Genomic DNA, 24251 nt, shown 5'->3' on the forward strand with positions numbered 1-24251 from the left:
CTCCCTGCCCCCTGCCCCCCTGCCTCTTTCCCCCAGTCATCCACTAAGCAGGAATAAACTCCATCGCTACACCGTTCATGCAGTAGCGTTTACCAGTGGGTGCAGGGCCATCGTTGAATACGTGACCTAGATGTCCACCACAACGACTACAATGTACTTCTGTTCTGGTCATGAAAAATGACCGATCTACGGTAGTGGCGATCGCACCATCAATTGGTTGATAAAAGCTAGGCCAGCCGGTTCCACTGTTAAATTTGGTTTCAGATGTAAATAATGGTTGTTCACAGCCTGCACAGATAAAAGTGCCTTCAGCATATTCTTTATCTAGTGGGCTGGTAAAGGCGGGTTCAGTTCCATGTTTGCGTAAAACGCGAAATTGTTCTGGTGTTAAAGTGGTACGCCACTCTTGTTCTGTTTTGGTAATTTCAAAGTTACTTTGAGAAGTTGTCATGTTTGCTGAACCCCAGTTGATATTGCGTACTAAAAATGTGGTGCCGATGATGACTGCACTACTCTCTAAAAAATAGCGTCTGTTCATATACCTATTTTATCTTGAAAAAATATTGCGCTGTGCTGTCACCTAAAAACACAGTTGGAACTCTTCTGTCGTCACATTGGGGTTGGTTTGCAGATAATCACTCAGGCGATCGCAAGCTAAGTTTAGCAGCTGATCGAGATTTGATGTTTGCAGTTCTATTTGCTGTAAATTCCACAATTTAATTGTGGCATCTTGACCACCAGAAACCAGCATTTTGCTGTCGGGACTAAAACTGACACTCCTGACACCGCCATTATGTCCTGAGAAAGTTTTTAGCAAAATACCACTGGTGACACTCCAAAGTTTAATAGTACCGTCGTCGCTAGCTGAGGCGATGATTTTGCCGTCTGGGGAGAAATTCACGTTGACAACTACATCATTATGCCCCGCAAAGGTGTTCAGTAGGGAACCATCCACACTCCAAAGTTTAACGGTTCTGTCCTGGCTAGCAGATACAATGGTTTTGCCATCGGGAGAAAAATTAATACTCCAGACACTAGCACTATGTCCTGAGAGAGTTCTCAGCAGGCGACCGTTGCGACTCCAAAGTTTGATGGTTTTGTCTGCACTGGCTGAGGCGATGGTTTGACCGTCGGGGCTAAATTTAACGTTAGTCACCCAACCATGATGACTGGGGAGTGTTGTCAGCAGTCCACCGTCTCGTCCCCAGAGTTTGATGGTTTTGTCGGCACTGGCAGATGCGAGAATTTGATTATCAGGGCTAAAATCCATACTTGTTACCCAGTGTTTGTGACCCTGGAGAGTTTGCAGCAAAGTACCATCGCGCTGGCGAAGTTGGATTGTCTGGTCTGCACTGGCCAAAGCTACTGTGTGGCGATCGCTAGTAAAGCTGATGCTAGTAACATGATCAATGGGTGAAGGTAATGTTTTCAGCAACTGACCCTGCAAATTCCACAGTTTCATCGTGTTGTCGGTACTAGTAGAGGCAATGGTTTGACCATTAGCAACGAAGCTGACATCATTGACACTACCTTGATGACCGTAAAAACTTTGTGGCAGAGTTGTTTCTATTTTCCACAGTCGGACAGTATGGTCATCACTAGCTGAGGCTAATCTGGTGCTATCTGGGCTAAAGCTTAAACTATTAACTTCATGGTTATGTCCTGGCAAAGTACCTAGCAAGTTACCTGCACGATTCCAAAGTTTAATAGTTTTATCAGCACTAGCTGAGGCAATCATTTTACCATTGGGAGAAAATCTCACTTCCCAGACACTAGCGTCATGCCCTTCGATAATTTTCAGTAATTTACCATCACGACTCCAGAGTTTAATTGTTTGGTCAGCACTGGCTGAGGCTATTGTTTGCCCATCGGGACTAAATATGACATCTAAAACTTCTCGCGTGTGTGCTGGTAAGGTTGTTAACAGTCGGCCATCCAAACTCCAAAGCTTAATTGTGCCGTCATCGCTAGCAGAAGCAACTGTATCACCATCTGGGGAAAAACTGACGCTATTAATACTACGGCTATGTCCTACGAGGGTTACGAGTAAATTGCCGTCACGAGTCCAGAGTCTAGCGGTGTTATCGTTGCTACCAGTAGCAATCATTTTACCATCTGGGGAAAAACTGACACTATTTACACCATGCAGATGTCCTGTCAGAGTTGTGAGTAATTTCCCGTCACGGCTCCAGAGTTTCACAGTTTTGTCAGTACTAGCAGAGGCTAATGTCTGGCTATCAGGAGAAAAGCTGACACTATTGACACTATCGCTATGCTCTGCAAGAGTTGACAGTGGACTGCCATCACTATGCCAAAGTTGAATGCGGTTGTCAGCAGTACCAGAGGCCAAAATTTGACCATCCGGGGAAAAACTGATGCTGGTAACCCAAGCATCATGAGTCAAGCGGTTACGTTCTTGTGTACCATACACTGCTTGTTGGAGAATATTTGTAGTTTGACTTTGAATATTTTCCGGGGTACCGGGAGTTATTTTTTGTACTTCCCTCCCTACTTGAACGCTAGTGAGTAATGCTTCTAATTGTTGATGGGAAAGAAGAAGGTTTTCTGACAAAGAATTTAAAGCTTGTATCTCTCGTAACTGCGCTTTTTGGGTTTGTTGATAAGCTAAAATAGCTAAACCAAAAGCAGTCAATCCCAATATACTGATAATTGCCGCAGTTCTTTGTGCTTGCTTGAGTCTATTTTTTTCTTGTTGTTGTTGGCGTCGTCTTTCTATTAAACAAGCTTCAATAAAACGTTGGACATCAAAAGAAAGTTGATCTGTATAATTGACATAAATTTCTTCAGCTTCGGCGAGGCGAACACCTTGCAATAAGAAATCAGGTTGTTCATCGCTGTTCCGCCACAAAGCAGCTGCTTGGGTAATTTGACGATGCGATCGCAACTTAGCTCGATTTTCCTCTAGCCACCAGCGCAATGTTGACCAGTAGCGAATTAGGACTTCGTGGGCTACTTCTATGGTTACTGCTGGGGATGAGGACATGGGCGGTGGAGAGGAAGTTTTTTCTTGTCCTTTGATTCCTCTAAAAGCGTTTGGATCTTCTTCTAAATTTACGACTACTAACTTGGCAGTAGTTAATGCTTGCAATGTTCTTTCAACTAAAGCCACTGGATATTTTCTGACGATTAATTCAGATTTCAATACCCGTCGTCTGGTGTCTTCTGTACCTTCACCTAATTGAGTCAGGGATAAAAAAATCCACCGCGCACATTCTTGGGCTTCTGGATCTAAACTTTCGTAAACGCTTTGTGCTTTACTTTCCAGCGCCCCTTTAATCCCACCTAAGTGCTGCTGGTAGGCTTGTAAGGTCATGACCCCATTTTCGCGGTATTCCCATAACTGTGCGAGAACAAATTCTAATAGTGGTAAGTCTCCGGGGGATTGGTGTAACTCCTGTATCAGCACCTCTACCAATTCCGGTTCGACTGTTAAACCTACTTGTTCGGCGGGGTTAATAATAGTGCGGCGATATTCTTCTGCTGTTAAGCAGGGGGGTAACAGCACACTCGACTGCTGTAAAAGCTTGGCTAATGTCGCTATTTCTAAGGAAGGGGCAATAAAGTCTGCCCGCAAGGTAATAATTAATTTAAACTTGTCTGGTGCATATTCCAGCGCCCCTAAGATAATTTCTAAGAAACGCTGCCTATCTTCACTAGGGGTGAGGGTAAATAATTCTTCAAATTGATCTACCACCAAAATTACCATTGGTTCTGGGCGATCGCCTACCCAATTCTTCAACCCTTCTACCCCTTGATACAACATCCCTTCTATTTGCAGTTGCTGGTAAGCTTTTTCGCGCTCTGTACCGCTATCTACCAGGCGACGTGATAATGTTTGCAGGGGATTTGCACCAGGGCGAAAGCTTCTAATCCACCAATCTTGGCTACCTGGTAAAAGTTTTCCTTGTCGCAATTGAGCCACTAATCCGGCTTGTACTACAGAAGATTTACCACTACCGGAGGCTCCCACGACAGCAATAAATGACTTTTGCCTTAAGTCACTAATGAGTTGCTGCACTACAATTTCTCGACCGTAAAAATACTGAGCATCTTCTGCGGTAAAAGCTTGTAATCCCCGGTAAGGACAAATCCCTAAGTCAATGCCTGCCGTTGAAAGCATACTTCTACCGCTCTTGCTGGCAGGTATAATTTCAATTACACCTTGTGTCCCAGATAACCAAATATGCAGCGGTAATTCGTTGTGACAAGACAATTGCAATTGTGTAATCCAAGCTGCGGCTGACAAGCTAGGTTGTTGTTGGGCTATTTCTAAGGTAGAGTGTAAAGCTTGAGCAAATTGTTCAGGATAATTTTTCAAAGAAGCAGCAGCAATTATACATTGTCCTTGTTCAAATCCTAGTTGTAAATCTTCTACCCAATCTTGGATGTGTGCATAATTATTTGCCCCTACCGGACAATCTAAAATAATAATTTGTTGGGCATAATTTGAACGTCTTAACTCTTGTCGTAACCAAGAACGACTGAGGCGGATATCTTCTGCTAAAACTAATGCAGGTTCACCAGCTTCAGTTTCCTCGATTCGTCCACGTAAATATAAAAGTACTGTGCCGAAAGTTTGGGGATGATTTTGTAGACAAGTTTGAATAGTAGTGTGTAAATCTTTAGTAGTAATGTTGAGACTGCGCCGCCAATACTCTAATTCAAATCCACCGACAGATCCTAATAATTTACTAATAGCAAGGGTAGTTTGATGATTTGCTAATCCTTCTAATATTAATGCTTTTCTAGGAGACGCAAATTCTTCACCTGCTGGTTTTAAACCCAGAATAACGTCCCCTACTCCTTCGACAATCCGCTTGGGTGTTTGCTGCGGATATTCAGAATAAACTTTGGTGTCACCTCTGGTTTTATTTTGCTGATTAATTAGCCGTAATTGCTGGTTGGTTTGTTCTATATATTGGCGCGTTTGCTGATAAACATATTGGTAAAGTCCATCAGCATTAATCAAACCTTGGGGGTCAGCTGCTTCACCTCGCAATCCCCGCATCAAGTAATAAGTGAACACACCATGTCCCAATTCGGGAAATTCCCACGATTGTTGATGGGTATCACAAGAAAGCAAGGCATAAAATCCTTTACTTTCCTTTGCTCGTTGGCGCAATAATTCCACCATTTGCTGTGTGGGGTTAGACAAAGATGGCTGATGGGTATCACTTTTTGCACCGCGGAATGTCAGTCCACCACTATGACAAGCATCCAGCCACACTACCTGAGTTTGTACCCCACTATTTTCTAATACTTGTAAAAGTTCTTGTAACCCTAAACCTGTGTTAATTAAATCATTTGTTTGAGTATCTGTGAGACACAAAAATGCTTGCTGAGAAGTTGGCTCTAGCATCCCGTGTCCAGAAAAATAAAATAAAATCGTATCTTGTGGTTGAGCCGCAGCAGTAATTTGGTTTAAGCTAGCACGCACTGTAGCCAGGGTGGGTGGCTGAGAAGTCAAATCATGATGAACCCGTTTTTCTGTATGGGGAAATTCTTGGGTAGCGTCTGCTAAGGCTGCGGCTAAACCCTGACAATCAACAGCTGAGTAGCGCAGTGGGGGTAATCTCTCATCTTGGTATTGGTTTACTCCCACCAACAACAGCCAAAGTTGTGCTTCTCCTATTTCCAGGACATGCGTTAAGTGACTGGTAGCGATACCGAGTGGAGACATTTTAATTTTAATGTTAATAGGTAATTTAGCTGTTTTAAATGAAGATTTTCGCCACGTCAGCCAAAGACTATGCCGTTTTCAGTGGTATACCACTAGTAAACTGACGATCCCAGATATGCATCATCAACATTGATGAACCGCAGTTGCCAAATGCGATCGCCTCCTAAAGACGGGGGATCGCTGATAGTAAATGCTCTTTGTACGATTATCTATGACGGGGCGTAGGCAATTGCGGGGAGCGCACTGCCGCAGGCGATCGCCACCCCAAAACCCTGATGATCTCTGACACCTCCGGCAATTTTTCTGCCAGAAGTTTTCCTACACACACTATTTTTACACACTGTAGTCTTCGCTAACCCAATTCTCTGAGCAACTCTTCCCTTGCACTCATGTCTTGGAGGATAGTGGTGATCGCATCTTCTGTTGGCTGATGGTCGTCTACTGATGTTTGGTTTGTAGCTACTGTACCCCAGTTGACAACTGCGATCTGGGTAGGAAGAGACGACAACAGAAGACTAGGTTATGGTGCAACAGGTGGTGGTACGGTTGCTCCTATATGGCGTGATTTTTTTTATGCGACGATTGAAAATAAGCCTTAAAAGTATACTTTTATTTAACAGTTTGTGCAGTTGGGAATGAACTATCAATCTGAGGACGAGTATTTACACGACATACCGCTAATGTTGGCAGGGCCAATGTTACAACATACAGAACCTGAATCAGTTACTGTCTGGATGGCGCTTAAACAGGCTTGTGAGGTTGAACTCACGGTTTACGACACCACCAATAACGGTACAGTGTTAGGAAATTCCTTATTCCAGGGAAGACGTTCTACTATTTCCCTTGGCAAATCGCTACATGTTGTTGCCGTAACAGCTCGTTCTTTAAATATGTACCGCCTCAGGAGCGATCGCATCTACGCTTACGATTTCCAATTCATTGACCAGACTGACCAAACTCAGCAAACGTTACAGCAAGCCTTATGTTCAAACCGCTTTCCTACGGTCAACATCAGCTATTTTACCCACCAAAAACCAACGTTTGTCCTACCGCCTAATAATCTCCAAGATTTGCGAATTGTGCATGGTTCCTGTCGCAAACCCCACGGACATGGGTTTGATACACTACCCATTCTCGATTGTCTGATTGAGGAAACTGCCAACCAGCCTCGAAAACGTCCCCATCAACTGTTTTTGACTGGCGACCAAATTTATGGAGATGATGTCGCGGAGCCGCTATTGTGGGTTTCCAGTATGCTTGGTGACGCGTTATTGGGTTGGGAAGAACGGCTACCAGTCACTCAAACAAAGCCTGGAGATGTTGCTTATTACACACCAAAGCAATTACCTCCTGGACATCGGGCTGATGTGGTAACTCACCAAGGTGGCTTCACCGCAGGATTAGACAATAAACGCGCTAAAGTCGCTAGTCATCTTCTGAGCCTGGGTGAGTATTATGCATCTTACTTATTAATTTGGTCTCCTGTGTGCTGGCCAAATGCTTTTCCTCAGGGACGGGAAATGATGAGGACTCGCAAAGCCACTAAAAAGTGGGATCGGCAAGTTCAAAATCTCCGGCAATTTATTCACACTCTTTGGAAAGTCCGCCGTACCCTGGCAAACATCCCCATGTATAGCATCTTTGATGACCATGATGTCAGTGATGACTGGAACCTCAACCAAGCTTGGTGTTTGCGGGTACTGGGACAACCATTGGGTCAACGAGCTGTACAAAACGCGCTGTTAGCTTATGCAGTTTCTCAAGCATGGGGCAATACACCTTGGCAATTTGAAGCTGATCAATCCGGTGAAAAACTATTAGTAGCGGCTCATGACTGGTCTGCTTCCCAAGGAACAGATACTGCGGCTTACGAGGCGATCGCTCGTTATGTGGGAATGCCACCCAATAATGCCCACACTGGCTTACCTGAGTTTGTCCTAGATGGTTCAGTATTAGTCCTAGATCGACATCCAAAGGCAATTACTTGGCACTATACGGTACGCAGCAATTGCCATGAAGTGATTGTTTTAGATACACGCACATGGCGAGGCTACCCTGCTGAACAAAAACCCACAGCACCACCAATGCTGTTATGCCCACAAACCTTTGAGCGCCAACTTTCCCTACCTCTACAACAAACACCTGAGGTTCAAGCCACGATGGTGATTGCACCGACAAATGTGTTTGGTTTGAAAATAATTGATAGGATTCACCATTGGCAGTTGCAACGCGATCAAGTGTTTGCCACAGATGTTGGAGATGCCTGGAATATTAACTCCAAAGCATTGGCGAAATTTCTCACAACTTTATTCGAGCAACGCCAAAAAATAGTAGTTCTATCTGGAGATATTCACTACAGTTCAGCTGTTCGTTTATCTTTTGTCAGTACTTCTAGAGATTTTGCCAACCCATCAGTTTTAGTGCAGTTAACTTCTAGTGCAATGAAGAACGAAGAGCCTATTACTCGTATACTGCATACACGAATGAAACACTGGCTTTTGCCCGAAAAGGTACGACATTGGATAGGATGGCTCAATCCACCGGATATGGTAGAACAAAGAGCGAGACAATCCCACCATCCGCAAATGAAACCTGATTGGAATTGTGCGCTGGAATGGATTCCTCGACAAAACTTTCAGACTCCCAACTTTGGCACTAATGTGTCATGGCTCAGGACTCCTCGACAAACAGCCAAAAACGATAGATGGCAATGGTTACAGCAGCTCATGTTCTGGAAATCTCCTTGGTTTCAAGATGGACGAGAAGTGGTGGGAGTCAATAATTTAGCCTTAATTCAGTTTGAATTGACAGACACCAGTAATTCTTACAAAGTTATGCAAGATTCATACTGGTTTTCTTCCTGGTATCCTACCCGAATTGTTTATAGCCGCTTCGAGAGCCAACTATAGTTGTTCATAATTAACCTGAGTTCGGGATAAGGAAAAGGACAGGTAGTAAGCTGAAAATAGCGTTAAATCCAGCAACCTGTCCTATGTTTAGTTTAGATGTTTTGTTTTGCCACGTAGATGATTTCTGTAAAAGCGTTTGAAAGCCACCTGATCTTGATAAATTAGATCAGGCAGTGTTTTAATAATGACAAGTACAACAAAAATAATTAACAGGCAAGTTTTAAGCTTACATAGCGATTTAAGCTAATGTTTTCCTCCGCAGCTTGGATAGCAAGTCTACGATGAAGCTCTGGAGGAACACGAACTTGAAATTTACCACTATAATTTTTTTCTGCAATTGGCTCTGGAATTGGTTCCCCATTCGCTTCCATATCTGCCACGACATCTTTTACCAGATGTTCAATACCTTCCAGCGCAGCTACTTTGTTCTCGTCAAGATAAGATAAGCTAGGAAATTCAGTACACAACCCTACATATTCCTGATCTTCAGATGACCAAGTTACTTTATATGTGTAGTGGTCATAGTTCTTCATCTTCTATGTCCTCAGTTCTGTTTATTGCCTCCAATTTGCTGATTGCTTGCAAAACTTGCTTGACTTGATAATCTTTGGCTTTTCCATTCTTCTGTTGAATGTTTACGCGCGGATCTCCAGCCCAAGGAGTTTTGTAAACACAATGGCTTGTTCCTTCTTGCCTTGGTTCTCCAAAATAGTGGTTACAAACTTTTACTAAATCACTGAAGTTTACATCTTTAGTATTGTTTTTAATTTGAGCAAGAAGTTTTTCTATCTTCGGCATAGGTTATACCAAGTTGCTGTCAAATAAGTAGAAAGTTTCTACAAAAATGACACATAAAAGGCAACTTGGTATTGCTTTAAGTTAATAATAGGATCAATAGTGATACTATGTCAACTGTCGGACTTGTAAGAATACAGGAAAAGCGATCGCGCTTATTCTCTTGGGCTTGGTTCCGCACTAACTCCGATGTCTTCATACCCCATAATCCCGACATCAAAGAAGCTTTCCCTAACCTGGTTAGCTATACGCGATTCGTTTAATTAACGCCAGTGGCTACAAGTCGGGCATTACCCGCCCAACGGACTACTTCACCACAGCGATTTTTCCCCAACGCACTGGCTCTTTTTGACTTCACGGCGGTACTAGTTGCTGTTAACGGGCTGAATCGTGATGCGTACAAACAGGTTACTCAATTCTGGTTTTGAGCCATCGTTATTTTGGGCTGGTAAAAAGTTATCGTTTCTGAAAATATCGTTGGCGACTTCCTCATACAAGCTTTTTTCACTTTGTAGACTTACTGGCTCTATTTCTAAAACTGTAGCCTGTTGAAAGTTGCCATTTTGATCAATTACCAAGCTAACAAGGAACTGTGCAGGCTGAAGCACAGAAGCACCAGGTTGAAAGGTGGCGTCTAGTTGTTTGGTGTTACTGCCCTTGTATATAGCTAGAACATCGGGTAGACCGTCTGGCCTCAATCTCCCCTCTTGTATTAACTGGCGTACTTCCGTTTCAGCCAAAGGCGCAACAGTGGCGATCGCTCCTCCCTCTGAGCTAGTATTTGCAGTTTCCCCAGGAGGTGTAGGTGTTGCGGCTTCTGGTGTATTTGCAGTTTCCCCAGGAGGTGTAGGTGTTGCGGCTTCTGGTGTGTTTGCGGTTTCCTCAGGAAGTGTAGGTGCTGTTGCTTCTGGTGTATTTGCCGTTTCCTCAGGAGGTGTAGGTGTTGCTGCTTCTGGTGTATTGGCAGTTTCTCCAGGTTCAGTATCAGAAACTTGTGGCTGTTCTGATGGAATAGATGGAATAGATGGAATATCTGTCGGTAGTGGTGTGCCTTTTCCTAGTTCTACTTCCTGACGACGGTTCCAAGGAAGATCACCAACTGGAATTGTCGGTGTGGGTATGGGTGTAGGCGTAGGTATCGGTGTTGGTGTTGGTGTTGGCGTCGGCGTGGGAGTGGGTGTGAACCCTGGCATTGCAGCTATTCTGTCAGAAAAGATTTCCGTATCAGGTTGAGGAGTATCAGCTGTACTCTCTTCTTGGACACTAGAATCAGAATCTATCACCTCAGTTTCCTGAGTATTTGGTGTGACTGGGGTAGTTTTTGGTAGTTGTTCTGGTACAGACTGTTGAGTGGAAACTGGTGGTCTGGGAGCGACTGTTTGAGCTTGTAAGTTAGGTGTTTCGGGAGATTTTTCGGGAGTTATTTCCGGAGGTGTTTCCTGGGGAGAAATATCAATCAATTCAATGGGAACAAAGGCTTGGCTTTGCTGGGGAAACCACGGTTTAAAACCTTCCGATGAGCGCATGAACCAGAAAACTAACAAATGCAAGGAAAGTGAACCTATAGTTACAGCAATCCACAAATTTGGTGGATCAGTGTGTCTCCTCCAGACTTTGGGGGAAATAGGAGTTTTGTCTGTAACCGATGGTGTCATCTTTGAACCCAGATATGATTCGGTGTTCTTGCTCATTGCTCATGCTATGAAATCCAGCTTTTATCTTAACGATTAGCCATCAGCTCTGGTGTCACAGCAAAAGTCAAAACTGTTTCATCTACTCCTTTGAGCTTTAACGGACTACCTTTAATAATTTCTTCGTCCTGTAAATAATCTGCCACGGCGGCAGAAACAAGAATCGTACCGGGAACAGCGGCAGCCTGTAATCTAGCTGCTATATTAACGCTCGGCCCAATAGCTGTATAATCAGCACGTTCAGCACTACCAAACATCCCCACAACTGCCGTACCTTGGTGAATACCGCAGCGAAACTGTACGCCTTTGTGTGTGTGACTTTCAAAAAGTCCTTGTTCTTGCCAGCGCTGGTTTAATCGAGTAAGTGAGCTTTGCATTGCTCTGGCTGTACTGATGGCACGGCGCACCTGTTCATTGGGGGTGAGTTCCTCTGGTGCGCCGTATAAAGATAAAATAGCGTCTCCCATAAATTTATCGACAGTGCCGCCATTTTCAAAGACGACTTTGGTCATGGCTTCTAAATATTCATTGAGTAATTCTGCTACTCGTCGGGATCTCAGGGTATTTGCTAACTGAGTAAAACCTACAATGTCACTAAATAAAACTGTAATTAAGCGCGGTTCTGGGCGCAAATCTAGTGTTAAAGTGCCGGCTGCGGCTTTTTGCACCAATGCAGTCGGTAAAAAGCGTTTTAATACTGATTCTGTGAGGTAAGTATTTAATTCCACAACCCGCCGTTCATTGGCCTTCAAGGCTAAGAGATTCCTCACCTCTGCCAGAAGTTCCCGGTCATTAAATGGTTTAGCTAAATAAGCATCTGCACCATGTTCTGTGCTTTCGATGCGGGTTTCTTCATCAACTTTCGCTGTGAGAAGAATAATCGGTGTTCCTTGCAAATTCTCCTCTTTACGGATCATCTGAATCATTTCTAGTCCTGTCACCAAGGGCATCATCAAGTCAGTGACGATCAAGCTGGGTGTATTTTCCTGGGCTTTACCAAATCCTTCATATCCGTTACGAGCTGTGATCACTTGATAACCGTGGCGACGGAGTATATCAGATACATAGGTTCGCAAATCTGGATTATCGTCTACAACTAAGATAGAGTGCTGTGTGCTGTGTATTCCTGGCGGTGTGTCAGCATTAGATGATATTTCTTGTGTAATAATTTCAATAGTGTCTGTAGTTGATTCTACTAGTTCTAAATCAGCTAATTCCACACTAGCGCGACTGGTATTAAGTTCAACAGGAGTTTCTAGTATTTGCTCTGGCGGTAAGTGAGAATTGCCAGTGACTAGCCATAAGGTAAAGGTTGTGCCTTCTCCATAGGCTGAGTTTACTGTGACTTTGCCGCCGTGTAGTTCTACTAATTCTTTAACTAAGGCTAAACCCAAACCACTGCCTTCATAGGAACGATTTGCTGAACCTTCGGCTTGACGGAAGCGCTCAAATAGTTGGGGAATTTGTTCTTGAATAATGCCAATTCCTGTGTCTTGGACTTGTAATTGACAATGGTTTTCTGTCGATAGCAGTTTGACGCTGATGGTGCCACCATCAGGTGTGAACTTCATGGCATTTGACAGCAGGTTATAAACCACTTTGTCAAATTTTTCCATGTCTAGGTAAACCGTAGGACATGCACTCATTTGAGTAACTAAAATCAGTCCCTTTTTTTCGCAGTAGGGACGGAATGATTCGACAATTTGACTGACAAATTCGACTAAATCACAAGGACGGAATTTTGGCTGCATTCGTCCAGCGTCTAGGCGTTGCAAATCTAGTAATTGGTTTACCAGTCGTAATAGGCGGCGGGAGTTACGTAGAGCGATCGCACTTTGTTCATGAGATAATCCTTCACCAGTACTGACCGCTGATTCTAAAGGCCCTTGAATTAAGGTAATGGGAGTGCGAAATTCATGGGAAATATTCTGGAAAAATTCGGTTTTTTGTTTGTCTAGTTGTAACAAGCGCTCGGCTTGCTCACGCGTTTTTTGGTATAAACGTGATTGTTGCACGGCGATCGCGGCTTGGGCTGCGACTACTTTGGCTAGTTCAATATCAGATGACAACCACTTACGTATTTTATTACTTTCACTTAGGGTAATACTACCGATACATTTACCATCAGCCAGTAGGGGAACAAGCATGAGCGATCGCGCTGGCATTTTCAAAGGCAAATCACAACCTTGGATTGCTAGAGAACAATCGCTCATATCAGTAATTACCACTGGCTCTTGTGTCCGCAAAATTTCTTGAAAAATGGGATTGTTTTGAAAGGTGCGGGAGTCTCGTGATTCCTGATTTATCTGCTGATGAGGATTATTTAAAATATTGTTTGTAGCTAAGGGAGAATTGCCTGAATTTTGAGAACTATCATACAAGCCTACACAATGGACAAATTCATCTTCCTCTGTCCACAAAGACAACACACAGCCATCAACTTGTAAGGCTTGTCCCAATTGTTGTGTAATGGCTGCAAAAATATCTTCAGGATCTAAGCTAGAACGAATTGCTGTTGTAATTGTATTAATTAAAGCTTCTCGTTTGGCCAAGGCACGCACCTGCTCGTAGGCATAAGCTTGAGACAGTGCTAAAGCCGCTTGATCTACTACCATCAATATCAACTGTACCTCATCCTGTTCCCAAAAGCGGGACTGTCCACACTGATGTAGTGCCAGTACAGCCATCAACTCTTGTTGGCAAATTAAAGGTACTACTAAACTAGAGCAAATATTCGCTGTAGCAAAAGCCTCGGCTCTTTGCTGTAGTTCGGGCGTTTCTCCTTGGATGCGCGCATCATTGGCGACATCATAAATTACCTGAACTTCATGGGTTTCCCAAACAGTTTGAGCTAAAAGGGATGAGGTAGCAAGATTTTCCTCGACTTTCTCCTGGGGAGTGTTTTGGTAAATGAATTCTTCATCTACTAACTGTCCATCTTGAAAGGGACGTAATAGGCAAACATCCACCTCCAACATATGACCAACGGTATCGACAATTGCTTGTAAAATTTGCCGATAGTCTAAAGCACTGCGGATTGTATTGGTGACTGTGTTCAGCAGTGATTCTTGACGCAGGGTACGTGTCAGTTCACGGGTACGGGCTTTGAGAACATTGTGAGTGTCCAGGGCTTGGCGGACAACTGCTTTAAGTTCTTCCGCTTCCCAGGGTTTAGTAACATATTTAAAGACCTTACCAGCGTTGATGGCTTCTACTAGGTCTTCGACATCAGTGTAACCAGTTAAAATAATTCGGATAATATCTGGGTATTGCGTTGCTGTCAGGCTCAGGAATTCTGTACCGCTCATGATCGGCATCCGTTGGTCGGATATGATCACTGAGACTTCCCCCTCTTGCGCTAGCAGATCCAATGCCGCCGGGCCAGAGGTGGCCCTCAACACCTTATAGTCGCGATAGAAGGTGCGGTAAAGCAAGTCAAGGTTGTCTGGTTCATCATCAACAACCAAAATTTTGGGCTTACTGTTTGCTTGAGATTTCATGCACCGCTTTCCTGCTGCAACGGCAGTGGAATAAAGAATAATCTGATCAGATGGGAATATTTACGAGTCATCAGAGATGAAAGGAAGCAGGGGATAAGTAGCATAGGATGCTACTTTATCAGTATATTTACATAACCATAAACTAAGGACGCATTATTTTTCGTGCAATCATCTCGTTCGCGCAGCGTGCCGTAGGCATAATAAAACCTTTTTTCCTTTTCCATAAACAAATTTAGGTATCCTGAAACCGCTATGGTAGGGATAATTTTTATCCCTTGCCCCCTAATATCTTCTATCCTGACTCTTTCGGTAATATCAGAGCCAAGAATTTCGACCAATGAGGCTGTTGGACTAAGTGACGGTTGAGAGTCAGAATATTTACTCACCGTAAGTTGTTTCAATAGCTTGTACAGATTACTAATTGCTCTAATGGAGTGGAATTTACATACTTAGTTTTGGTTTCACAGAGTTGTTCCTTACTTGCCAACCTTTTCTGTACCTCCTTCTACGAGAAATTTCTACTACTATATACAGAGACTCAGGCTGGCGGCAAAAACCATCTGAGGCTGCATATTAAGTTTTCCCGTTGCAGCAGTTTCACTAACACTTGCAGGTAAATTTTATTTACATCAAGCATGGTAGAGTCAGCAATGTTACAACAAATATGGTTTAGATGACAAAAATATAGTATCTCGTTCTACTTTAGCAATCAGAACCATTAAACCAATTCGCAATTCGCAATTCGCAATTCGCAATAGAGCCTACGGATGCCGCTAGGCTGTAAGCAATTACGTGTTTTAACGTGGATTTAGACCCCGCCACAACACTTGCGGCTTGATAGAAGCAGGGGTTCTTTTGTAGAGTGGTAATTCCCTAGCTAGTAATAAGTTTGGACAAGCGATCGCCTGATGTCAGCAATGATTAAACTGGGATGATGGGAAATTTATTGGGGTTGACACTTGCCAGCCCTGATCAATCCTACGCGATGAGCGATCGCTTCTTCGGAAGAAGTAAATGACCCCCACTGTTCGAGAATTTCTGCATTATCTGCTGGAATTTGATCGCTAGAGACAATTTGACAATGGCCAGTATTATTTTTAACAATAAACCACATATTATTTTAAACTAGACTAACTTTGGCTCGATAAAGTAGTTTGTCGCCTTGCAGGTAGCCGATGTAGCGCACCTTGACTAGTTCACCTGGTTGTGCTGTACCTTCTATTAATTGGTGCAGTTGTGGATTATATGATACTTCGGCTCCTACGGGGGCGATCGCTTCTATTCCCCAGGCTTGTAATAATTTTTCTAAAGGCTTCTGTACCAAAGGCACAATTTTAACCGCTGCTAGCTGAGGATTTTCCCTAGCTTTCTGGGCTGCTGTGGGCCATTGTAATAATAAAGATTCCAGTAGTTGCAAACTCGACTGCTGGAATTCTTGCTGTAACGCTTCTCGCTGCTGTTGCAGTTGTAAGAGCGATCGCTGGTATTCTGTGGTTAAATTTGCAATTTCTTGATGGGTAGGTACTGGGGGGTGGGAATCAGGAGCAATAGGGACTGGGGAAAAGGTTTCGACTAATTCACTCAAGGAAACTTGTAACACTTGCGCTAACTTAAGTAGCACTTCCAGTCGCATCTGTTCTAGTTTGCCTTGTCGCAACCGCAAAATTTGCCGTTCTGAAACACCAGCATGACGACTCAGCGCTTTAAAACTAGAAACATTCACACGTTGCATTAAATTTTGCAACTTTTCGGTGTAATTAGTCATTAGTCCATCATCAATAGGAAAATCACTTCCCCTCGTCCCCTTGTCCCCTTATCCCCTTATCCCCTTATCCCCTCGTCCCTACTCCCCCTCCAACAAACTTCTCAACATCCAAGCGGTTTTTTCATGAACTTGCATCCGTTGAGTCAATAAATCGGCGGTGGGTTCGTCGTTGACTTCTTCTAAAACTGGGAAAATTGACCGTGCAGTCCTCACTACAGCCTCTTGTCCTTCCACCAGTAAGCTAATCATTTCTTTAGCTTTGGGAACTCCAGGGGTTTCGGGAATTGAACTTAGTTTGACGTATTCGCTGTAAGTTCCAGGGGCGGGATAGCCTAGCGCTCTGATTCTTTCGGCAATTAAATCAACGGCTAAGGCTAGTTCTGTATACTGAGTCTCAAACATCAAGTGCAATGTTTGGAACATCGGCCCTGTGACATTCCAATGAAAATTATGAGTTTTTAGATAGAGTGTATAGGTATCGGCTAACACGCGAGACAGCCCTTCGGCAATTTTGGCTCTGCTTTCTTCATCAATGCCGATATTTATGCTTTTGACTGTTGCTTGAGATGACATATTTTTCTCCCAGTTGGTTATATGTTTTAGTGGAGTAACTTAACTATTGGCGACTAATTTTTTTGAATTTCACGGATCTGCAATGCCAAATCACAAAGCTAAAATCTATTAACTCATGCTAAGTGCATCTTCAGGACACTACGTGGCGCTTTCCGAACTCTGGCGAGAATGGTTTCTTTGCCTAAGCGTTGGCAAGCTTCATAACGGTGACAACCCGAAAAGCCATAATACTGTCCTTCTACTTCTAGGACGTCTATTGGTTCTTGCTGCCCAATGGCGGCTATCGATTCCATTAAGGTTTGGACTTTATGGGGATCGTTGGCACGGGGTAATGGGCGTTTGATTTGATTCAAGGGAATTTCTTGAACTCTCATGATCACATCACGAATTGACTGAACTAGTTTATTTTGTGTCTTTAAATAAATCATACTCGTTATGACTTCGTTTTGCAAGTGATATTTGAGTAAAAATAGGTAACGGTATCATTGGAGCATTCATGCGACAACAGCACCGCATTACAAAGCAAGGGAAAAATCAGCCCCAAGGTACAGAGGGTAAGAATCAGATAATGATGAAATTTACATTCTGGCGTTTTTCTTACACGGTACTGACGACATTTTGTGTATTGGGGCTAACAGGTGCCTCAGCCATTGAGAGCAAAAATCAGGATTTAGAACTGAGAGTGGGGGTTGTGCAGCGATTTGGCGAGAATCCCCAATACCAGATGCAACTAGAACCCACAACAGGCGATCGCTTAACGCTAAAATTTACAGCAGGCAACCAGCAAAAGACTTTAGTCACCCAAAACCCCATCAAGCTGGAAACTGTCATGCAACCTTTAGCTAAACCTGAAGTGGAGGAGGTTGTGGTTTTAGGTACATACCGTACCTTTGAAACGGCAGAAGACAGTGCCAAAAAGTGGCGTTCTCAGGGAATCCAGGTAGAAATAGCCCAGCCAGAACGTTGGCAAGTTTGGGCTAAACGGGATGTTTACAATACGCCCTTACTACGACGCTTGTTATTCCAGAGTGTGCAAGCAGGGGGTAAGGAAATGGCATATATCGACACCAAGATTGTGTCACAAGTGCCGCGAGTCAGTTGGGAAGTCAACGGTAACCGCTACAGCCCCAATGATTTACAAATTAGTACAGATAAAAACTTGATTCAGGTGAAGAAGGGCGAAAAGCTAGAAACTTCTCGTCTTTATCCAGGCCGTTTGACTTTACAGCCCAATGCTTATGGTACATATACTTTAGTCAATGAAGTACCTTTAGAAAGCTATTTGCGCGGGGTAGTTCCTCACGAAATTGGCACCAATGCGCCAGCAGCAGCTGTAGAAGCCCAAGCAGTTATCGCCCGGACTTATGCTTTAAGGAATTTACGTCGGTTTGCCATAGATAACTATCAGTTGTGTGCGGATACACATTGCCAAGTTTATTACGGGCTGAGTGGAACAGCTCCCAGTACCGACAAGGCGATCGCTGCCACCAAGGGCATGGTATTAACTTATAATAATCAGCTAGTAGATGCTCTGTATTCCTCCACTACTGGGGGCGTTACAGCTTACTTTAGCGATGTCTGGAATGGTGAAGATCGTCCTTACTTACGCCCAGTAGTAGACTCTGCTACTAATTTTTGGAACTTATCTCAGCAGAGTTTAGCGGATGAAACCAACTTTCGCAAATTTATTAATCGCCAAGAAGGATTTAATGAAAGTGCCTGGAATACCTTTCGTTGGCATAGGGAAACTCCTATAGAGGATATTACCAAGCTCTTACAAAAATTCTTGACTATCAAAAATAGCCCCTATGCCAAATTTAACACCCTAGAGGCTATGTCTATAGTTAAGCGTAGTAGAAGTGGACGTATTCTAGAAATGGCGGTGAAGACGGATATCGGCATTTTTACTCTAGAGAAAGACGAAATTCGTAGCGCCTTTGCAGCTCCTATTAGTACACTTTTTTACATAGAACCCCTCAACAAAGGCAAACCTGATATCTGGGGATATGCATTTATTGGTGGTGGGTTCGGGCATGGAGTCGGCTTAAGTCAAACTGGCGCTCAGAATTTAGCCAAGCTAGGTTGGTCAAATCCGAAAATTTTGCAATTTTATTATCCTGATACTGAAATTCAAAATCTCAGCAACAATGTCAAGTTTTAAAACTATACAGAGTTCAATCGATATTGGATTAATCTGAGAAACAGGGTTTTTGCTACTTGGGTATAAAGGAACATTAGCAAATAAATTATTCCATCTTGTGGTATGGGAATTTTGCCAGTCTTGGCTGATTACCGGGCAAGATACCTGCACCACAAGAAATTTGTGGATATTTTTATTTGGTAGTCCCTCAAGGAAATTTGCTCATCCCTGGGACAAAAACCCGGTTTTTTAAACAGAGGGGTGCAAGGCCTTACACCCCCACTAAATCGCTAGTAACTCTTGCAAGAAAGAGATGGTTAATTCACACACCTAACTCCTAGTAGAGTTCTTCTTCTCTGTGGGTTTCAATTGTACAGTCAGAAGTTGGATAAGCGACACAGGTCAACACATATCCAGCTTCAATTTGATCATCGTCTAAGAAAGATTGGTCAGACTGGTCAACGGTACCACCTTTGATCTTACCTGCACAAGTTGAGCAAGCACCAGCACGGCAAGAGTAGGGTAGGTCAAGACCTGCTTCTTCAGCAGCATCTAAAATATATACATCGTCGTCGCATTCGATGGTTTGGTTTAATCCTTCAGATTCGTTGATCAGTGTGACTTTAAAAGTAGCCATTCCGTAATCCTCTCTTTTGCAAACGGCAGTATAAGTTATCCTGAAGCAATCTCTACAGCTTCCCTTATGGATTAGCCGTTAAATTAAACTTGCTTCAATTCTGATACTACGAGAAAAATTCCAGGTTATAACTTTAAATCGTCCGCGATTAGTAATGAAGTTTAGTTAGTAAATAACAATAAGTTTTTTTTATACATTAACCAGCCTCACCATGCTTTGATGTGTAAAGACGATGAGTTAAAAATAGAACCTAGATGCAGCCCAAAAATTACAGAGGGCAGGGGGGCAGGGAGCAGGGGGAGAATAAATTTGACAGTCGTATTTGATGCGGGAATTGAGTAACTTAATGTTTGGATGTCCCTAAACTGAAAGTGGCTTACCCATGAACAAAGTATTTGCCATATTCTAGACGTGTGATGGTCAAAAATAGAACCATTGAGGATCATGTATAATTCAGAGGCAGCTTTGGAAACAGCAAAAGTGCGCGTGGGTTTGATTGGTACTGGATATGCGGCAAAACTCCGTGCAGAAGCACTAGTTTGTGATGAGCGATCGCAGCTAGTAGCCATCGCCGGACATCGACCAGAAATCACGGCAGCATTGGCGAAAGAATATCACACGGAAGCATTGAGTTCTTGGCAGGAATTAATAAAGCGCGAAGATGTAGATTTGGTGGTGATTTCCACAATTAATCGTGATCATGGGGCGATCGCTAAGGCAGCGCTGTTACAGGATAAACACGTAGTTGTTGAGTATCCTTTAGCTATAGATGTCACGGTAGCCGCAGAAATTCTTGCCTTAGCCAAAGCGCGAAAAAAATTCTTGCACGTTGAACATATCGAACTCTTAGGCGGATTACATCAAGCCTTAAAACAAAACATAGAAAAAATAGGCGATGTCTTCTATGTTTCCTACAGCACCATCAATCCTCAGCATCCTGCACCGCGTAAGTGGACTTATAATCATGAACTTTTTGGTTTTCCTTTAATTGGTGCGCTTTCCCGATTGCATCGACTCACCGATTTGTTTGGTAAAGTTTTTACAGTTAACTGTCACCAAAGATATTGGGAAACAGAAGAGGAATACTACCAAACCTGTTTTTGTAATAGTCAACTATGCTTTGACAGTGGACTGTTAGCAGAAGTAGTTTATGGCAAAGGCGAAACTATTTGGCAAGCAGAACGCAAATTTGAAGTTCACGGCGAAAAGGGGGGTTTAATTTTTGAAGGCAATACCGGATTTTTAATTCAGGCAGAGGAAAAAACACCTATAGAGGTTGGTACTCGTCGGGGTTTGTTTGCTAAAGATACAGGTATGGTGTTAGATCATCTTTTGCATGGCTCTGATTTGTACGTTACCCCAGAGGAGAGCCTGTATACCCTCAAAGTTGCTGATGCTGCTCAAAGATCAGCACAAACAGGGTTCACTATATTTATGACAGATACGTTAGCCGAAAGTGAATGAAAACAGAACCAATTGTTATTTTATCCACAAGAGAACTTAATAAAATGCGTCAAGCAGGACGCTTGGCAGCTCAACTATTACAGCATCTCGAACCAATGGTGAAGCCAGGGGTGACGACACTCCAGCTCAACGATGAAGCCGAACGTTGGACGCAAGCTCATGGAGCGAAAAGCGCACCTCTAGGTTATAAAGGCTATCCCAAGTCCATTTGTACCAGTGTGAATGAGGTCGTATGTCACGGTATTCCTAATAACAGGCAGATACTCAAAGATGGTGACATCATCAATATCGACGTGACGCTGATTGTGGAAGGCTACCACGGCGATACATCCAAAACATTTTTTGTCGGGACACCTTCCCCCACAGCGAAAAAGTTGGTTGAAGTCACCGAAGAATGCCGTCGCTTAGGTATTGCCGAAGTGAAACCAGGGGCCAAAATTGGCGACATCGGGGCAGCAATTCAAGAATATGCCGAATCCCAGGGCTTTTCTGTGGTGCGAGATTTTGTCGGACACGGCATTAGTAATATTTTTCATACTGCGCCGGATATTCCCCATTATGGGACACGCGGGAAAGGCAAGCGTTTAAGACCAGGGATGGTTTTTACCATTGAACCCATGATTAACGAAGGTACTTGGGAAGTAGAAGTACTCGATGATAATTGGACTGCCGTCACAGGCGATCGCAAACTATCCGCCCAATGTGAGCATACCTTAGCCGTGACAGAAGATGGTGTAGAAATCCTGACTCTTGCCGATTAACGAATCTGTACATTGAGTCGGTAAGTTTTCAGAGGAGGAACATTACTTTCCCAGGGGCGTAAATATTGGAGTTCCACAGAAGTGAAGCCTATATCTTTTGCTAGAAAGCGGAAAACCTGATTTTCCGTTGCTCCTGGTGCCTCCTCTTCTAATGGTTCTAATACCGAATCTCCTACAGGTTGAAGTTTGTCTGCATCGTTTTTGATAATTTGCCAACCGTAGCCTATACCGGGATTCGCTAACAGTTTGATCATCAAAATATTACCTTTTTCCAGAGTAATTTGCTGATCATGATTGGTGTCATCAACAGTTATTTGAGAAACAGCCATTTCCGAGTTTGATATAGAAACATGAGAAGTAACTTGTACTTGTAAAGCGATACTCAAGAGAGTTAGCAGACAAATAATTATGAAAAATCTGGGTAAAACTCGCTTAATGGAATTCATAGTATGGAGTGGGGACATAAAAGATGGAGACTTGACAGCAGCTTCCCGTAGGATAGGGGATTAGGGAAAGGCGATGATTGTGGCACTCACCTAAAATGTTTTTCTGACTCCCCAGCCCCCAAATTTAACCATTACCGAGGAATAATGTGCGGATTAATTCTAATTAAATCTGGACTCAGTTTTTTAAACAAATCAGGCGATATTTTATAAAAAGTGCTTCTGGCTTGTGTCCATGCAGCGCCGTAACCGATTCTATTACTGTTATAAGAAATCCACATATAGCCATTATCACCCCAGCCTGTACCCCAAGAATTTTTGATTAACCAGGCTCCTTTATTATCATCCCAACCGATGAGAGTAACACCATGATTGATCGCACCCGTGGATTGCTCGTTAAATACACCACCAGTGTAAGCCTGAAAAGCAGGAGTAACGCGTACAGCAACCGTTAAAGGCCCATGCTTACACATAGCTTGTTTCATCGCTGCAACCGTGGGAATCCCGCCATCGGCTTTGACATAACCCCACGCTATAGAACGGTAAGGAGTCGATACATTGGAGTTGTAAGCATTATTACTTGCCGTATAAGGTACAGTGCTTTCGGTGGCCGTACCATTATTAATTAAGAAATCAAATGCTTTCGCCCACCAGCCGCCACTACAACTACCTGCATTACCCCAATTAACAATATGTTGTTCGGAAGCATCAGCTTGAGCGTTGTTGCGAATCAAGTTATTACCTTCATAAGCACCTAAAGCTGCAAATGCCCAACAGCTACCACAAGCACCTTGATTGCGAACAGGTGTAACTTTATTTAACTTGCGCCAATCAAAAGATTTAGCTGAGGCAAAACATCCCCGATTTTGAATTAATTTTAACTCAGGTAATTTGCCGGGATTTAGTCTTGCAAATCTGTCGCGTTCGGCTAAGTCAATATTTAAAATTTGTGTAGCTAAGGTATTTTGTTTTTGAGCTTGTGCGGGTAAATCATCTGGGGCTTTGGTGCCAGCAAGTTGCTGTAATTTATAATCTAAAGCAGTGGTGTAACCCACTTGGAAACTCAGATTTTTGGCTTGGATGTCGCGCCGTAGATCTACAATTTGATTTTTAATTGCTAAAGGAGCTTTTTGTTCTCGCTCAAGATAAAAGGGACTAACTTTTATTTGAGTTAAATTGCGCTCTAAAACTGGAGATGAAGGGATATTTAGTTGTGCATTAATGGGTCTAACTTGTTGAGCTAAAGATGTACTTTGCAAGCTTACCAAACTCAACAATGCAGCAGCAGATATTTGCAAAAATGTAGACTTTTTCATCCTGTTTACCTTGGAAATGCCTAATTACACTCACAAAGTCCGTTCTTGGCTGTAAATTAGTAACTCGTAATTACAAGACATCAGCTTTTATCGGCGACGATAGGTTGACATCTGGAAATTGTTTAAGAAACTAGTATATTTTTTTACCTACAGCTAACTGCGGTTACTCTAATGAGATATAGGATTGGTTCCCAGGTTTTATGCAGGGGTGATATATATTTGACGTTAGAGCTTATTTCTATTATTCTAGAAATATGAAAAAAATAGATCAAAAAGATACGGCGCAGTATGCAGACATTTTTGCCGCACTGGGGTCAGAATCTCGATTGGAAATTATGCGATTGATGTTTGCAACTTATCCAGAGGGGATGACAGTAGGAGAGATTCAGGAAAAGCTGAAAATCCCGAACTCAACGCTATCACACCATTTAGAAAAGTTGCGAAATGAGGGATTAGTGAATTGCCAAAAAGACAAACAATTTCTCTGGTATTCAGCCAATGCTGAGACGATGGAGGATTTGTTGTCATTTTTGACTACAGGGAAAACCAAGAGCGA

The 24251-nt window shown here is 43.1% G+C and carries 19 protein-coding genes and 1 pseudogene; 6 read left to right on the forward strand and 14 right to left on the reverse strand.

The genetic code is table 11. The features are described 5' to 3' along the window. Nucleotides 1–43 precede the first annotated feature (43 nt). From msrB to ACM0OS_RS18390, 3 genes are all read right to left on the reverse strand, one after another. Nucleotides 44–538 carry a peptide-methionine (R)-S-oxide reductase MsrB gene (gene msrB / locus ACM0OS_RS18380; protein ID WP_414544643.1) on the reverse strand — a complete coding sequence of 165 codons (495 nt, stop codon included), beginning with the start codon at nucleotides 536–538 and terminating at the stop codon, nucleotides 44–46. 42 nt (nucleotides 539–580) lie between these two features. Continuing rightward, nucleotides 581–5701: a caspase family protein gene (locus ACM0OS_RS18385; RefSeq protein WP_414544644.1), complete on the reverse strand. Its 5121-nt coding sequence runs from the start codon at nucleotides 5699–5701 to the stop codon at nucleotides 581–583. 352 nt (nucleotides 5702–6053) lie between these two features. Beyond that, the gene (locus tag ACM0OS_RS18390; RefSeq protein WP_414544645.1) at nucleotides 6054–6209 is read right to left on the reverse strand and encodes a hypothetical protein; all 156 of its coding nucleotides are present in this window, start codon (nucleotides 6207–6209) and stop codon (nucleotides 6054–6056) included. A 127-nt stretch (nucleotides 6210–6336) separates the two neighbouring features. Between ACM0OS_RS18390 and ACM0OS_RS18395 the strand changes: the two genes are divergently transcribed. Continuing rightward, on the forward strand, nucleotides 6337–8610 hold the full coding sequence (locus ACM0OS_RS18395) for a PhoD-like phosphatase (RefSeq protein ID WP_414544646.1): 2274 nt from the start codon (nucleotides 6337–6339) through the stop codon (nucleotides 8608–8610). A 206-nt stretch (nucleotides 8611–8816) separates the two neighbouring features. Here ACM0OS_RS18395 and ACM0OS_RS18400 read toward each other — a convergent pair whose 3' ends face one another. Beyond that, nucleotides 8817–9143, reverse strand: a complete 327-nt coding sequence (locus ACM0OS_RS18400; protein WP_414544647.1) for a type II toxin-antitoxin system HicB family antitoxin — start codon at nucleotides 9141–9143, stop codon at nucleotides 8817–8819. Beyond that, entirely contained in the window at nucleotides 9130–9408 is a 279-nt protein-coding gene (locus ACM0OS_RS18405) for a toxin HicA (protein WP_414544648.1), read from the reverse strand. The genes ACM0OS_RS18400 and ACM0OS_RS18405 overlap by 14 nt, the downstream gene beginning before the upstream one ends. Before the next feature lie 107 nt (nucleotides 9409–9515). Here ACM0OS_RS18405 and ACM0OS_RS18410 point away from each other — a divergent pair, with 107 nt between their 5' ends. Continuing rightward, entirely contained in the window at nucleotides 9516–9668 is a 153-nt protein-coding gene (locus ACM0OS_RS18410; protein WP_414544649.1) for a hypothetical protein, read from the forward strand. Between the two features lie 102 nt (nucleotides 9669–9770). Here the strand turns inward: ACM0OS_RS18410 and ACM0OS_RS18415 are convergent, their stop codons facing one another. The 6 genes from ACM0OS_RS18415 to ACM0OS_RS18440 form a co-directional block, all read right to left on the reverse strand. Further along, a complete protein-coding gene (locus tag ACM0OS_RS18415) occupies nucleotides 9771–11060 on the reverse strand; it encodes a hypothetical protein (RefSeq protein WP_414544650.1) in 1290 nt (429 codons plus the stop codon). Nucleotides 11061–11125: 65 nt separating this feature from the next. Further along, complete coding sequence (locus tag ACM0OS_RS18420) at nucleotides 11126–14596, reverse strand: response regulator (RefSeq protein ID WP_414544651.1); 3471 nt, start codon at nucleotides 14594–14596, stop codon at nucleotides 11126–11128. 943 nt (nucleotides 14597–15539) lie between these two features. Next, entirely contained in the window at nucleotides 15540–15710 is a 171-nt protein-coding gene (locus ACM0OS_RS18425) for a DDE transposase family protein (protein ID WP_414544652.1), read from the reverse strand. Between the two features lie 6 nt (nucleotides 15711–15716). Beyond that, nucleotides 15717–16361, reverse strand: coding sequence for a nucleotide exchange factor GrpE (grpE, locus tag ACM0OS_RS18430; RefSeq protein ID WP_414544653.1), 645 nt, complete (start codon nucleotides 16359–16361; stop codon nucleotides 15717–15719). Between the two features lie 78 nt (nucleotides 16362–16439). Beyond that, a complete protein-coding gene (locus ACM0OS_RS18435) occupies nucleotides 16440–16934 on the reverse strand; it encodes a Dps family protein (protein WP_414544654.1) in 495 nt (164 codons plus the stop codon). Nucleotides 16935–17047: 113 nt separating this feature from the next. Continuing rightward, nucleotides 17048–17311 (reverse strand): ParB N-terminal domain-containing protein, encoded by a 264-nt coding sequence (locus ACM0OS_RS18440; RefSeq protein ID WP_414544670.1) that lies wholly within the window; start codon nucleotides 17309–17311, stop codon nucleotides 17048–17050. A gap of 119 nt (nucleotides 17312–17430) precedes the next feature. Here ACM0OS_RS18440 and ACM0OS_RS18445 point away from each other — a divergent pair, with 119 nt between their 5' ends. Beyond that, a complete protein-coding gene (locus ACM0OS_RS18445) occupies nucleotides 17431–19095 on the forward strand; it encodes a SpoIID/LytB domain-containing protein (RefSeq protein ID WP_414544655.1) in 1665 nt (554 codons plus the stop codon). A 316-nt stretch (nucleotides 19096–19411) separates the two neighbouring features. Here ACM0OS_RS18445 and ACM0OS_RS18450 read toward each other — a convergent pair whose 3' ends face one another. Beyond that, a complete protein-coding gene (locus tag ACM0OS_RS18450) occupies nucleotides 19412–19711 on the reverse strand; it encodes a ferredoxin (protein ID WP_414544656.1) in 300 nt (99 codons plus the stop codon). 444 nt (nucleotides 19712–20155) lie between these two features. Between ACM0OS_RS18450 and ACM0OS_RS18455 the strand changes: the two genes are divergently transcribed. Together ACM0OS_RS18455 and map are read left to right on the forward strand one after the other, a co-directional pair. Next, nucleotides 20156–21175: a Gfo/Idh/MocA family protein gene (locus ACM0OS_RS18455; protein ID WP_414544657.1), complete on the forward strand. Its 1020-nt coding sequence runs from the start codon at nucleotides 20156–20158 to the stop codon at nucleotides 21173–21175. After that, a complete protein-coding gene (map, locus tag ACM0OS_RS18460; protein ID WP_414544658.1) occupies nucleotides 21172–21936 on the forward strand; it encodes a type I methionyl aminopeptidase in 765 nt (254 codons plus the stop codon). Before ACM0OS_RS18455 ends, map begins: the two co-directional genes overlap by 4 nt. On the opposite strand, the gene ACM0OS_RS18465 is transcribed toward map, so the two are convergent. Together ACM0OS_RS18465 and ACM0OS_RS18470 are read right to left on the reverse strand one after the other, a co-directional pair. Further along, a complete protein-coding gene (locus tag ACM0OS_RS18465) occupies nucleotides 21933–22382 on the reverse strand; it encodes a protease inhibitor I42 family protein (RefSeq protein WP_414544659.1) in 450 nt (149 codons plus the stop codon). The two genes, map and ACM0OS_RS18465, sit on opposite strands and share 4 nt — an antisense overlap. 131 nt (nucleotides 22383–22513) lie before the next feature. Next, nucleotides 22514–23695, reverse strand: coding sequence for a C1 family peptidase (locus ACM0OS_RS18470; protein ID WP_414544660.1), 1182 nt, complete (start codon nucleotides 23693–23695; stop codon nucleotides 22514–22516). A 254-nt stretch (nucleotides 23696–23949) separates the two neighbouring features. Here ACM0OS_RS18470 and ACM0OS_RS18475 point away from each other — a divergent pair. Further along, nucleotides 23950–24207, forward strand: a pseudogene (locus ACM0OS_RS18475) (ArsR/SmtB family transcription factor); the annotation flags it as partial. Nucleotides 24208–24251 lie beyond the last annotated feature (44 nt).

Source organism: Nostoc sp. CCY0012, from assembly GCF_963920855.1.
Taxonomy (GTDB): Bacteria; Cyanobacteriota; Cyanobacteriia; order Cyanobacteriales; family Nostocaceae; genus Cyanocohniella.